The 13903-nt window shown below is 39.2% G+C and carries 14 protein-coding genes; 6 read left to right on the forward strand and 8 right to left on the reverse strand.

The genetic code is table 11. The annotated features are described in order from the left end of the window. Window positions 1-48: 48 nt before the first annotated feature. From NOG13_RS09175 to NOG13_RS09190, 4 genes are read right to left on the reverse strand one after another with little or no spacing between them, the layout of a single operon-like run. Entirely contained in the window at window positions 49-1731 is a 1683-nt protein-coding gene (locus tag NOG13_RS09175) for a glycoside hydrolase family 13 protein (protein WP_283110243.1), read from the reverse strand. 10 nt (window positions 1732-1741) lie between these two features. Then, a complete protein-coding gene (locus NOG13_RS09180) occupies window positions 1742-2188 on the reverse strand; it encodes a glycoside hydrolase family 66 protein (protein WP_283110244.1) in 447 nt (148 codons plus the stop codon). Continuing rightward, the gene (locus NOG13_RS09185; protein WP_283110245.1) at window positions 2181-2372 is read right to left on the reverse strand and encodes a hypothetical protein; all 192 of its coding nucleotides are present in this window, start codon (window positions 2370-2372) and stop codon (window positions 2181-2183) included. The genes NOG13_RS09180 and NOG13_RS09185 overlap by 8 nt, the downstream gene beginning before the upstream one ends. A gap of 2 nt (window positions 2373-2374) precedes the next feature. Further along, window positions 2375-2599, reverse strand: coding sequence for a hypothetical protein (locus tag NOG13_RS09190; protein WP_283110246.1), 225 nt, complete (start codon window positions 2597-2599; stop codon window positions 2375-2377). A gap of 315 nt (window positions 2600-2914) precedes the next feature. Between NOG13_RS09190 and NOG13_RS09195 the strand changes: the two genes are divergently transcribed. From NOG13_RS09195 to NOG13_RS09205, 3 genes are all read left to right on the forward strand, one after another. Continuing rightward, window positions 2915-3247 (forward strand): response regulator, encoded by a 333-nt coding sequence (locus NOG13_RS09195; protein ID WP_283110247.1) that lies wholly within the window; start codon window positions 2915-2917, stop codon window positions 3245-3247. A 171-nt stretch (window positions 3248-3418) separates the two neighbouring features. Then, window positions 3419-5464: a site-specific DNA-methyltransferase gene (locus NOG13_RS09200; RefSeq protein ID WP_283111189.1), complete on the forward strand. Its 2046-nt coding sequence runs from the start codon at window positions 3419-3421 to the stop codon at window positions 5462-5464. Further along, window positions 5465-7972 carry a DEAD/DEAH box helicase gene (locus NOG13_RS09205; RefSeq protein WP_283110248.1) on the forward strand — a complete coding sequence of 836 codons (2508 nt, stop codon included), beginning with the start codon at window positions 5465-5467 and terminating at the stop codon, window positions 7970-7972. A gap of 343 nt (window positions 7973-8315) precedes the next feature. Here NOG13_RS09205 and NOG13_RS09210 read toward each other — a convergent pair whose 3' ends face one another. From NOG13_RS09210 to NOG13_RS09225, 4 genes are all read right to left on the reverse strand, one after another. Then, the gene (locus NOG13_RS09210; protein ID WP_283110249.1) at window positions 8316-8786 is read right to left on the reverse strand and encodes a helix-turn-helix domain-containing protein; all 471 of its coding nucleotides are present in this window, start codon (window positions 8784-8786) and stop codon (window positions 8316-8318) included. Window positions 8787-9041: 255 nt separating this feature from the next. Then, on the reverse strand, window positions 9042-10229 hold the full coding sequence (locus tag NOG13_RS09215; protein ID WP_135661204.1) for an IS256 family transposase: 1188 nt from the start codon (window positions 10227-10229) through the stop codon (window positions 9042-9044). Between the two features lie 88 nt (window positions 10230-10317). Next, window positions 10318-10482 (reverse strand): hypothetical protein, encoded by a 165-nt coding sequence (locus tag NOG13_RS09220; RefSeq protein WP_428849323.1) that lies wholly within the window; start codon window positions 10480-10482, stop codon window positions 10318-10320. Window positions 10483-10514: 32 nt separating this feature from the next. Next, complete coding sequence (locus tag NOG13_RS09225) at window positions 10515-11321, reverse strand: DMT family transporter (RefSeq protein ID WP_283110250.1); 807 nt, start codon at window positions 11319-11321, stop codon at window positions 10515-10517. 54 nt (window positions 11322-11375) lie between these two features. Here NOG13_RS09225 and NOG13_RS09230 point away from each other — a divergent pair, with 54 nt between their 5' ends. The 3 genes from NOG13_RS09230 to NOG13_RS09240 all read left to right on the forward strand — a co-directional run bounded on the left by NOG13_RS09230 (window position 11376) and on the right by NOG13_RS09240 (window position 13890). Next, the gene (locus NOG13_RS09230) at window positions 11376-12563 is read left to right on the forward strand and encodes an IS256 family transposase (protein WP_135661204.1); all 1188 of its coding nucleotides are present in this window, start codon (window positions 11376-11378) and stop codon (window positions 12561-12563) included. Between the two features lie 230 nt (window positions 12564-12793). Next, a complete protein-coding gene (locus tag NOG13_RS09235; RefSeq protein ID WP_283110251.1) occupies window positions 12794-13162 on the forward strand; it encodes a hypothetical protein in 369 nt (122 codons plus the stop codon). A 284-nt stretch (window positions 13163-13446) separates the two neighbouring features. After that, complete coding sequence (locus NOG13_RS09240) at window positions 13447-13890, forward strand: hypothetical protein (RefSeq protein ID WP_283110252.1); 444 nt, start codon at window positions 13447-13449, stop codon at window positions 13888-13890. Window positions 13891-13903: the final 13 nt, after the last annotated feature.

Genomic DNA, 13903 nt, shown 5'->3' on the forward strand with positions numbered 1-13903 from the left:
GTAATGTATTTTTAAAATTTTTTATGCGCCGTCATTACAATATACATTTTAAAAGTTATTATGATTTAACAACTTTGAACGGATTATTTTGTAATTATCATTAATTAAATACATGGCCGCCTCATACGGTTGTAAATATCCCGTTTCATGCTCCTCATAGTTACTAATAAGGCAATTTCCGGTATCAGCATACTCTGGTGGCAGGTAAAATTGTACTCTTCTGCCGTAAAAATTTGCAACAACTAATAGGGTATGTTCATTCCACGTTCTTGTATATATGAACAATTCGGGATGTTTTTCAAATAAAAGCTCAAATCTGCCTTTTATAAATATATCGTTTGATTTTCTTAACTGAATTAACTTTCTGTAGTAATTAAATACAGATTTTTCATCTTTCATCTCATTCCGGGCATTAATATATTTATAATTCGGATTTACTTTAATCCACGGAATTCCTATTGTAAATCCGGCGTTCTCGCTGTCATCCCATTGCATCGGTGTTCTGGCATTGTCACGCCCTTTTGCATAAATGGAATTCATTACTTCCTGAACTGAATATCCATTTTCTGTCCGTTCTTTATATAAGTTCAGTGTTTCTATATCACGGTAATCTTCGATATTATAACGCACATTTGTCATTCCAAGTTCTTCTCCCTGATAAATATAGGGAGTTCCCTGCAGACCATAAAGTATTGTTGCAAGCATTTTTGCTGATTCTACACGATACTTGCCGTCATTTCCCCATCTTGAAACAATTCTCGGCAGATCGTGATTATTCCAGAAAAGGCTGTTCCAGCCGGTCTGGTACAATTCTTTCTGCCATTTTGCCAAAACATTTTTTAATTTGACCAAATCTAACGGTGCCAAATCCCATTTTGATTTTCCTTCCTGCTGATCCAGGCAAATATGCTCAAACTGAAATACCATGGAAAATTCGCTGTTATCAGGATTACTGTACATCTTCGCACGTTCCGGATCGGCTCCCCAGGCTTCACCTACTGTTATGATGTCTTTTCCTTTTTGAAATGTCTCTTTCGATAATTCCCTTATATATTCATGTAATTTCGGTCCATTAACCGTTATTTTATGATCCGGTTCTTTCGCTATCTGATCGATTACATCCAGCCGAAAGCCCTCGACCCCCTTATTCATCCACCAGAGTATCATATCGTAAATTTCCCGGCGTACTTTAGGGTTATCCCAGTTTAAATCGGGTTGCTTTTCAGAAAATTGATGAAAATAATATTGCTGTACTTCAGGTACCCATGTCCATGCAGAACCTCCAAAAGTAGATTTCATATCGTTGGGAGGGGTTCCTTCAACGCCGTTTCTCCACACATAATAATCATGATAGGGATTTGACCTGCTTTTTTTAGCTTCCTGAAACCAATAATGTTCGTCCGAAGTATGATTAAGAACCAAATCCATAATTATGCGTATATTTCTTTTTTTTGCTTCTTTAATAAGATTTTCCATGTCATTCATTGTGCCAAACATGGGGTCGATATCTTTATAATCGGAAATATCATAGCCATTATCATATTGCGGAGAACGATATACCGGTGAAAGCCAGATTGCATCTATACCAAGCTTCTTCAAATAATCCAGCCTTGTTATTATTCCCGGAATATCACCGATACCATCGCCATTACTGTCCTGAAAGCTTTTCGGATAGATTTGATATATCACTGCGTTTTTCCACCACTTGTATGTATCGCTTGTTTGTTTCACTTTAACCTCCTCATTTCATATATATCATATCCCAGTATTTTAAACCAGATACAGTAAACTGTATATACGTTCCGTTGCCGTCCTCTCCCTCTTCAAAATCCAGTCTTTCGCTTTTGCAGTCATTGATATCAGGAGATGCGATAAAAACATTACTGATTTTTTTATCTGTATAATATTTTACTTTAATGTCGCTGACCTCGGTAGGAGCCTCTTTTTTGCCCCGTTCATCCCTCCATTGGTTATCGGTACCTAATAAATTAACTAAATGGAGTATTTCATATTGAGCATCTGCTCTGGTATAGGTCCAGATGGTATTGGATATTCCGTCAGAACTATGGGCAAATCCTTCTATATCTACCATATTATCAGTTGTCCGCTGTCCGTCCCTCAATATATTTTCATATGCCACAATAAAATCGGCCATATCTTTCATTTTATTCTGCAATTCTTCATCCATTAATATCAGGAAGATCACCTGATGATATTGCTAATGATACCTGTCTGTCATAATCATCCCCATTGGCTTCGAATTCATCTACGATTTTAATATTAAGTTCATTTTTCACCCAACGGGTATAGGCATTATCCTCATATGTATCCCCTTCCGGCAATTTCGGGTTTTGAAGGGTCTGTCTTCCCATTGTTACAGTATTTCATTCTCATAGGCTCCAAAAGGATCTACTGATGCATTTGAATTATCCTCACTATCAGTAATATTTATGGAACCAGTGCTGTCAGATTTTGATGTATCGCTTTCCTTCTGACTTTCATTGTCTTTTTTGCAGGCTGCCAAAGATATGGTCATTACAGTTGCCAGCAATATAACAAATATTTTTTTAATGCTTTCATCATGTTTTCCTCCTTCCAATTATCCTTACACTTTACAGTCTTGACTTAATTGCAATTTTTCCTCATACTAATCAATGGCCATTGATTATCATTATTTAATTCTTTTTTAGTATATGGGTAAATTTAATTTCCGTAAATGATACAATTTCCACATTTAGAATACTTTTTCCCTGAATTTTTTTATTTATTTGTCTATAAAATGTAAAAATTATATACTATAACTAGAAAAACATCAGGCAGGGGATTTTATGTATACTATATTAATTGTTGATGATGAAAAAAGCGAACGTGAAGTTATCCTTTTTTTAATAAAAAAATATAAATTAAACATACATTGCAGGCAGATAATGGGAAGGCAGCATTGGACATACTGAAAGAAAAGCCTGTAGATATACTTCTTACGGACATCAAAATGCCTTTTATTAACGGAATGGAACTGGCTACAAAAGCCCGTGATATTTATCCTGATATAGAAATTCTTTTCTTTAGCGGATATGATCATTTCGAATATGTTAAAACCGCTCTTTCGCTTCGTGCGGTTAATTATATCCTAAAACCAATCAATGAAAATGAATTTTATAAGTCAATATTGACTATTATTAACACAATACATAAAAGAGAAACCCAGGCAGAAATTACAGGCTTAATGCTATTACGAGCAATATAGCTGATAGTAAGGCCGAAATCGCAAGTGAATTTGATTCATTGTTACACTTTTTCCCAAATGCTAATATAGCAGCATTTGAAAAGATTGAATATTTTCATGAGAAAATTAGAGAAATTTTAGGCGAAGAGATGAATCAGGAAATTGAGCGTTTGCAGCAAATAATTGATCAATATGATCCAGTTATTAGAATATTTGTATCCAAAAAAAGTAGACTGCATCTACATCGACCCCCCGTACAACACAGGAGCGAAAGATTGGAAATATAACAATGACTATGTAGATTCCTCTGATAACTGGAGGCACAGCAAATGGCTTTCCATGATGCAAAGAAGACTTAAAATTGCGAAAAGAATATTGAATCCAGATACTGGTGTATTGATAGTTACAATCGATGAACATGAGGTTCATCATCTTCGAACTTTGCTTGAAGAACTTTTCCCTGAAGCATATATCCAAATGGTAACCATTGTAATTAATCCAAAAGGAGTAACGCAAGGTAGATTTTCAAGAGTCGAAGAATATGCTATTTTTTGCTTTATGCCCTACGCTTATGTAATAGCAGGTTCCGATCCTTTGTTAGGGGAGATAAAAAAACCTTCTATAAAACCGCGTTGGAAGGGGCTATTGCGTTCCGGAGCAGATTCTCGTCGTGAAGATAGTAAAAACCAGTTTTACCCGGTTTTAATTGATGTAGAAAAAAATAAATTAATTAAGGCCCTTGAACCATTACCATATCCAGAAAAACCAGATTTAGATGCAAAAATTGAAGGCTATGATGTCGTTTGGCCTATAAGAAGTGATTTGTCTGAGGGGCGCTGGATGCTAAGTAATTCTACACTTAACAACCTTATAGAAAAAGGCTATGCTAAGCTTGGAAAATATGATCCAAAACGAAAGACATGGGGCATATCTTACCTTAGTCAGAAATATCAACAACAAATAGAGAACGGTGAAATTATTATTACTGGACGCGATGAAGTTAGAAATGTTGTTGAAGTGGAATTTGCAAATTTACAATCAAAACAGATTATGACTGTCTGGCATAGAAGTATGCATGATGCGGGGGCATATGGCTCCGACCTAGTTTCAAATATACTTGGACAATCAAGAGCATTTTCTTTCCCAAAATCACTCTATTCCACAAAGGATGCGATTGCAGCAATTGTAGGCAATAATAAAAATGCCCTTATTGTAGATTTCTTTGCTGGTAGCGGAACAACACTCCATGCAGTAAATCTGCTAAACATAGAAGATAATGGAAATCGTCGCTGTATATTAGTAACGAATAACGAGGTATCAGAGGCAGAATCAAAAATTTTGCGCGAACAAGGTTATCAACCTGGCGACCCCGAATGGGAAAAACATGGTATATGTCGCTCAGTTACTTGGCCTAGAACTAAATATAGCATACTTGGAAAACGCGATGACGGTACAATTCTATCTGGAGAATATTTCACAAACCAGATAGTATCAAAAGAAGTCGAGCGTTCATTCTATCAACTTGGCTTCATAGATAATCCCACAGAACTAACAACTGCTGCCAAAAAACAGCTTGTTTCTTTGCTCCGCGATAAGGATGGCAAACAACAATTACCACAATCATTAGTCAAAGCAGATAGTAAATTCATTGTTTCGGATAAACATTCGGCGACGATTTTGTTTGATGTAAATGCTGTCAATGAATGGCTGGAAGCTTTAGAAGATCAGGACCACATCACAGACTTTTATATAGTGGTAAAATCTGCTGCCACTTTCAAGGAAATTAAAGCACAGGTATCAAACTTGCTCGGTCCAATGAATGTAACATTGCAAGTTAAACGTCCCATGAGCGATGGTTTTCCTGCAAATGTTGAGTATTTTAAACTAGGTTTTTTAGATAAAAACAGTGTATCACTAGGCCAACAATTCCGCGAAATATTACCATTGCTTTGGCTAAAATCCGGTGCTATCGGCCGGAGGCCAGAAATAAACAGCGATGAAGAACCAGATATGTTAATTCTTCCTCAAAACGGCTTTGCAGTTCTGGTTGATGAAACAAAGTATGCTGAGTTTGCAAAAAAGATTTCAGAAGAAAATAATATTAAAGTGGTATATTTTGTAACAAACTCGGAGGAAGCTTTCCGCGAAATGACTGATGGCATAAAAATAAAAAATACATACCAACTATACCGCGATTACATTGATAACTTTGTGTTGGGAAGTAGGAGGGATTCATAAATGAGAGTTACTTTATTTCCATTTCAGGAAACGGCTCTTGCAGAATTGCATGAGAAAATTAATAAAGCTCATTTAATGTGGAGCGAAAAAGACCCTCAGGTAATATCGTTTTCCGCACCTACGGGTTCTGGAAAAACTATAATTATGACTGCACTTTTTGAAGAAATCCTATATGGAGGTTCAGATAATATCGGCGATCCGAATTCAGTGTTTGTTTGGCTTTCCGATTCGCCAGAACTTAACGAGCAAACGCGATTAAAAATTGAAAGCAAATCAGACAAAATTCGTGTACGGGACTTAGTAACTGTAGATTCAAACTTTAATGCCGAGTATTTGGAGGGTGGATGTATTTATTTTATTAACACACAAAAACTCGGTTCTGACAAGTTATTAACAACTAAGTCCGATACAAGGCAATATACAATTTGGGAAACACTCACAAATACAGCTAAACGCATTCCCAAACAGTTCTATGTGGTCATTGATGAAGCACATAGAGGGACTTATACATCTGCTCAAGCAGAAAATAAAGCACAATCCATCATGCAAAAATTCATCAAAGGTAGCGAAGAAGATGGACTTTGTATTATGCCTTTAGTTATCGGCGTGACCGCAACACCCCAGAGATTTGATAACTTAATTGCTGGGACTACTTCGACAGTACAAAAAGTTATTGTTCCGCCTGAACAAGTACGTGAATCGGGGCTTTTAAAGGACAGAATCATTATTCATTACCCAGATATCCAACTTGGTGCCGATATGACAATGTTCAAAGGTGCAGTCGAAAATTGGCTTAAAAAATGTGCTCACTGGAAAGCTTACTGTGAACATGAAAATGAGAAAATGGTAAACCCTATCCTTGTCGTCCAAGTTGAGGATGGTAATGAACGAGAAATAACCCGTACCGATTTAGGGATTTGCATCGATTTGTTGGAAGAGGCAATGGGACGCAAGTTATTGCCCGGTGAAGTGGTACATACCTTTAATGATTATGGTACGATCAAAGTGCGTGACGTTGAAATTCATCAAATTGAAGCTTCTAGAATCGAAGACGAAGAAAATGTGAAAGTTGTATTCTTTAAAATGAACCTTTCCACAGGTTGGGACTGTCCTCGTGCTGAAACAATGATGTCATTTCGTAGCGCGCAGGACTATACCTACATAGCACAGCTTTTGGGGCGTATGATTCGCACTCCTTTGGCAAGAAGAATTGCCTCCGATGCTGAACTTAATAATGTAAGTCTGTTTCTTCCATACTTTGATAAAGATACAGTAAAAAATGTTGTTAATGCTCTACATGATAGTGAATCGGTTATGCCCACTGAAACTGGTACAAATAAAGAGCTTATAACACTCGGGCGCAACCTCGCTTATTCTGATGTGTTTGATTCAATGGATAAGCTCATTACATACCGCCTGGATTCATCCCGCAAGCAAGCACCGCTTAAGTTATTAATACAGCTTTCTAGAGCATTAACAATGGATGGTATTGATTTGGAAGCACAAAAAGCCGTTAAAAATGCAGTTTTATCAAAAATGGACGAAGAAATTGCTCGCATAAAAGAAAGTGGTGACTTTGATGGTCGAGTTGCTTCAATCACTGGATTTGCTGTTAATACGCTAACATTTGACTATGGAGAAAATGCTTATTCATTTGATGAAGCTACACAAACCATGACTGTTACCGAATTTGACATTTCTCGACATTTTGAACAAGCTGGAAGGATATTGGGAGAAGGCTTACATAAGGAGTATTGGATTCGCCACAGTACCCGAGACCATATCGAAGTAAAGATTGAAGTCATTGTGCTTACAAGTGATACTGCTGCTATGGAGCGAATAAACGCCTTTGCAGAAGAGAAATTTATTAGTCTATATGAGAATAATAAACGCTCTATTGCAAGATTAAATGAGGCTCGAAAAAACATCTATGAAAGATTAATAAATGCTTCCGTTCAACCAATAGCTATTCCTTGGGTATTGCCAGATTCAATCGATTTTTCAGTTTCAGATAACAGTATAAAAATTGATCGACACCTCTATTGTTCTGAGGATGGAACATTCCAAGCATCACTAAACCCATGGGAAAAGGGAGTTATTGAAGAAGAACTAAAAAACGGTGCCGTTTGCTGGTTACGTAATCTTGATCGTAAAAAGTGGTCACTTGAAATCCCATATGAGGTCGGCGGTGTTATCACTTCTATGTTTCCTGATTTAGTGGTAGTGAGAGCTGATGCACAAGGTTACATTTTTGATATTCTAGAACCACACGACCCCAGCCGTAAGGACAATTGTCCCAAGGCAGTTGGCCTAGCAAAATTCGCAGAGAAACATTGGGATAAATTTGGAAGAATTCAACTTATCCGGCAAAAGAAAGGATTAGACGGTCGTGAACATTTCTATAGACTTGATATGGCAAAAGTAGCTGTTAGAAATAAAGTTCGTGGCATTACATCAAACGAGGAACTTGATAGAATTTTTGATACGGATGCTGAGCGAGAAGATTAAATTATACATCCATCCCGTATCCTCAACCCCCTATAAAAAAGGGGGTTATCTAATCTGGTAACTCAACTATTAATTTTCGCGACGGTTGATATGTTCCCGCAAACAATAAAAATAAGGGTTTCCTGACATTGCCACATCCAGCAGATCGGCCTCGAGAAAAGCTAAATGTCTGGAAACCCTTTATTTACAAGCTTTTTAGTTCTTTATTTCTTAACCCTTGACATCAATGTGACGCACTCAACATGTGTTAAGACGTCTTAACTGCTCATTTTCTGTTCCGTTTTGTATGTGTGAAATTATCTATCGTTTTCTCCATTGTTTACAGTGCCCTGCAAACGGGAAATTAACTCTCTTCAAGTTTAAGAATAGCTTTTCGTATTTTTACTCTTAGCACTAAACCGATTCCCCAAACAAACCATCCGCAAACGAGTGTAATTATCATTTCCGGAACAGTATCAGCAAGAACTTTAGTAAGCGTTATCGAAATAATAATCCCTACAACAATCAACACTTCCGTAAAAATTGCAAATGTCTCGAGCTGTGACTTTGTAGTGAGCAGGCTCAATGCTGTTTTTTCCCCGTGCTCTGTTTTTTCTTCATCGGACATTTTTTTAGCATACAGCAGTTCAGATACTTGCACATCAAGCGCCTTACACAATGGCTCGTACAAAGAAAGGTCAGGCATTGTTTTCCCGTTTTCCCAACGAGAAACGGACCTCTGACTGACACCAAGCATTTCAGCAAGCTGCTCCTGTGTCATGCCTTTTTCTTTCCGCATCATCCTAATGAAAGCACCTATATCTTCCTGTTTCATAATTCAATACCTCCGACATCTGTTTAATTGTATTATCCTTTTAAGGGCACCAAATGAACAGGACATAAGGTGAGTATCATTTAAAGTTATTTTAAACTCAAACATAAATCCCGCCCCTTTGACAAAATATTATGTGATTCAAACTAAAATCTAAAAAATTGCAATGCTTTTTCTCGATTGTTACAACATATTATATCATAATACAAAAAGGCTATGTCAAGAGAAGTTCGCAATTTGGGGACTCCACGAAATGAATTAAGCTGCGCTTAGCAGAAGTGTCTGAATCGATTTGGGATTCAAATATGCTCTGGAAACGGACCAGTCTTCAGCGTATTCCATGAGATATGTTGTAACCAACCGCAGATAGGAATCTTTGTTTGGGAATATCCCGACGACGTTGGTTCTGCGCCGGATTTCCTTGTTCAGCCGTTCCAGCATATTGGTCGATGAGATTTTACGGGCATCAAGCTCGGGGAATGCATAGAAAGCCAGTGAGTCCTCCAGCCCGTCTTCCAGAAGCTCGATTGCTTTGGGAAACCGCTTCCCATATTGCTCCGACAACTGTTTTGCGCGCTGTCGCGCTAATTGGACGGAAGGCGCCAGCCAGATTTCTTTCAGTTGGACCGCAAAGGATTCTTTTTCTTTCTGCGGTATATGGGCCAGAATATTTCGCATGAAATGCACTTTGCAGCGTTGCCAGGATGCGCCGGGAAAACTTTCTCGGATGGCGGCAATCAGCCCTTTGTTCGCATCGGAAACCACCAGCAGCGGTGTTTTCAAGCCGCGATCCAAAAGACTTTGAAACAACTGGGAATAGCTCTCTTTGGATTCGTCCAGCATCGGCTCCACGGCGAGAATGTCCCTGTGCCCTTGCTCGTTGACGCCGCAGACAACCATCACCGCCATGCTGACGACACGGCCATCCATACGGACTTTTTCGTACAGGGCATCCGTCCAAATGACAGGATAACGAGTATCCGTCAGAGAACGGTTGCGAAATTCCTGTACCTGTTCATTGAGCCCTTTTGTCATCTCACTGACCTGACTGCGGGAGAGGTTCTCTATCCCCAGACTGTGAGCCAACTTTTCCATCTTCCGTGTGGACACGCCCTGCACGAATGCCTCCTGAATAACCTGTACCAGCGCCGCCTCGCTGCGTTTGCGTTCAGTGACAAAGAACGGGATATATCCATGGCTGCGCAGCTTTGGCACCATGAGATACATCGTCCCTACGCGAGTATCCAGCCTCCGGGGACGATATCCGCAGCGGTAGTCACTTCGAGACGGATTGTGCGCATTCTTTTCCGCCCCCACAAGGCCGGAAACCTCCGCCTCCATCAGTTGAGCGCAGAGCCATTCCAGCATACTGAGCATCGGGTCGGGCTCCGCCATACATTTCAGTAGCAATTCCGTAAGATCTGTGTTATTCTTTCCTTGAGTCATTGGGACCAACTCCTTTTTGAATGTCTTGACACCATTCATTTTAAAGGAGTCCCAATGGCTTTTCTATACCTTCTCGAAATTGCGAACTTTATTGTACTCTATCTATTTGAGCACTACTTTGTTTAATCCCTATTTCTTCTCCAAAGTCAACCCATAATTTATATGCTGGTTTTCTTGCTTTAGGGAACGCTTCTGCTCTAATAATTTCTCCGACACGCATATCTATTTTTTGAAAATCGTCAAAAGTTGCCATTTTAATTCCTCCACCAATTTGAGTATATTCTTTTACATATTGAGATTGGATTGAGTTTGATACTGTTCTTCTTGCCTATCTTTTATTACAATTAATACTCCTAGAAGAATCAAGAAAGAACCAAACCAAAATGTGAAACTAATGGTTTCACCTAGTATCAACCAACCTAATAATGTTCCAACAACAGGTTGGAAAAAGAAGAAAACTCCTCCACCAGAGGCATTTAGCATTTGTAGACCACGATTCCACAATAGAAATGCAATAGCTGTTGATACTATCCCTAAATATAACAATCCTCCCCATATGGTAGGGCTTGTTAATTCATTAATGTTTAATTTAGGTAATCTTGTGATAACAAAAGGAGTTAGAACAACAAAAGCAATTAAAGTAGCATAGGTATTTATCACAATTTGCGAATAATCACTAGGCAAGCATTTTATAATAACGGACATTAATGCCCATGTTAATGCAGCTATAATAAGCGAGATGCCTCCTAGCATACTAGACATGTTAATATCATCAATTCCAACGATAATAATGACACCAATAGTCGCTAAGCATACAGAAATAGCTTTCTTAAAAGTTAGACGTTCTTTAAGAATTAAACTAGCAAACACAACCATAAATGCAGGTGTAGTAGCAGTGATAATAGCTCCCATTTGTGCACTAGAAAGCATGGTACCTGTTTCTTGAGTAACAATAGAAATGACATATCCTACAATCGAAATTGCAATTATTATCCCTATATGTTTCCTTTTAATTTTCCATTTTTGTTTAGTGACAAATCCAAGATAGAGTACAATAAAGTTCGCAATTTCGAGAAAGTATAGAAAAGCCATTGGGACTCCTTTAAAATGAATGGTGTCAAGACATTCAAAAAGGAGTTGGTCCCAATGACTCAAGGAAAGAATAACACAGATCTTACGGAATTGCTACTGAAATGTATGGCGGAGCCCGACCCGATGCTCAGTATGCTGGAATGGCTCTGCGCTCAACTGATGGAGGCGGAGGTTTCCGGCCTTGTGGGGGCGGAAAAGAATGCGCACAATCCGTCTCGAAGTGACTACCGCTGCGGATATCGTCCCCGGAGGCTGGATACTCGCGTAGGGACGATGTATCTCATGGTGCCAAAGCTGCGCAGCCATGGATATATCCCGTTCTTTGTCACTGAACGCAAACGCAGCGAGGCGGCGCTGGTACAGGTTATTCAGGAGGCATTCGTGCAGGGCGTGTCCACACGGAAGATGGAAAAGTTGGCTCACAGTCTGGGGATAGAGAACCTCTCCCGCAGTCAGGTCAGTGAGATGACAAAAGGGCTCAATGAACAGGTACAGGAATTTCGCAACCGTTCTCTGACGGATACTCGTTATCCTGTCATTTGGACGGATGCCCTGTACGAAAAAGTCCGTATGGATGGCCGTGTCGTCAGCATGGCGGTGATGGTTGTCTGCGGCGTCAACGAGCAAGGGCACAGGGACATTCTCGCCGTGGAGCCGATGCTGGACGAATCCAAAGAGAGCTATTCCCAGTTGTTTCAAAGTCTTTTGGATCGCGGCTTGAAAACACCGCTGCTGGTGGTTTCCGATGCGAACAAAGGGCTGATTGCCGCCATCCGAGAAAGTTTTCCCGGCGCATCCTGGCAACGCTGCAAAGTGCATTTCATGCGAAATATTCTGGCCCATATACCGCAGAAAGAAAAAGAATCCTTTGCGGTCCAACTGAAAGAAATCTGGCTGGCGCCTTCCGTCCAATTAGCGCGACAGCGCGCAAAACAGTTGTCGGAGCAATATGGGAAGCGGTTTCCCAAAGCAATCGAGCTTCTGGAAGACGGGCTGGAGGACTCACTGGCTTTCTATGCATTCCCCGAGCTTGATGCCCGTAAAATCTCATCGACCAATATGCTGGAACGGCTGAACAAGGAAATCCGGCGCAGAACCAACGTCGTCGGGATATTCCCAAACAAAGATTCCTATCTGCGGTTGGTTACAACATATCTCATGGAATACGCTGAAGACTGGTCCGTTTCCAGAGCATATTTGAATCCCAAATCGATTCAGACACTTCTGCTAAGCGCAGCTTAATTCATTTCGTGGAGTCCCCAAATTGCGAACTTCTCTTGACATAGCCAAATCCAATGAATACTAACGCAACAAGTGCGATAAGATAACGCATCCATACAAGTTCTAATGGTGCTATGACTGCAACAACTACTTTTACGACAACATACATACCTCCCCAAATACTTGAAGCTAACAGAAATGCTTCCGTAGTAATCACAAGAGTAAAAGAACACGACAGTGAAAGAATGTGCATGGACAGACTAGAAAGAGCGATTTTTGACTCATGTGATGAAGACTGCAAGGCAACTCCATCAAGATATGCAATATGGGGAGAAGACATCCGTAGCCTTAGTATTGCTGCAAAAGAAGCAATGAAAAACGGGAACATCGAACAAGCAGAAAAATTAATGAATCAAGTTATTAATAGTATGGGCGCATTTATAGACGCTCAATTGATACTCAGCAATTTGCCTGGAAACATCAGCTTTGTAAAATCAAAAGATATTATTAAATCCTATATAACCAGCTTACTAGAAAACAACGAAGCATCAGATCCTGAAACGGACTATTTAATTGACAGTATGAAAGAGATAATGAACAGTATTGAGAAAAGTGACTGATTAATAAAAGAGCTATTCATCAAGCAGCCATAAGTTGGGAATTTAATTCCTTATTAGATAAGTCAGTGCTATTTTTGGAGGTGAGCAAATGCTGAGTATTGAAGAGTATATTACAGAAGAATACCGAAAAAGCCCTTTATAAAAGGCAGAAAGCAAGAATTTGAAATTCTGTTTATGTATTATTGGCTTCATGATATGGTAGGCGATGACGAAGGATATTGGCAGCAATATTTAGAGACTGTCTTGCCAGTATTAAAAAGGGAATAGCACAGGGGGTGTTCCGATTGCAAATACAAACAGTAAGAATTATATCAAATAATATATGCTTTGGTCCAGAACCACTTCCTGATGACGAAGTGGAACAGCATTTGACTATATCTGCTAGTGGCAGAATATGGTTTACAGGATATAAGTATGGAAATGGTTTTGGTCGGTTCGAGATTTCTAGAAAGCAACAGTTTAATATAGGGAAATCCGCAGTAAAGAAAATATTGGAGCTTTTCTCACAGTATATAGAAAGTGACCAATTGACTTGTGATGCTACTGATATTGGAACTTGGGAAATGGAAATTACAGATACGGACGGCAAATCTCTTAATTTTAAGGGAGCACTTTGTGGTGGAGTGACGGTTGGTGATACTGATCTGACATATTATTTGCGCGAACAAATTCCAATTCAAAACTTGTTCGTTTTTGAGGATAATTTAGTGGATCTAAATGAGGATTAAAAAGGCTTATATA

Source organism: Thermocaproicibacter melissae (genome assembly GCF_024498295.1).
GTDB lineage: Bacteria > Bacillota > Clostridia > Oscillospirales > Acutalibacteraceae > Thermocaproicibacter > Thermocaproicibacter melissae.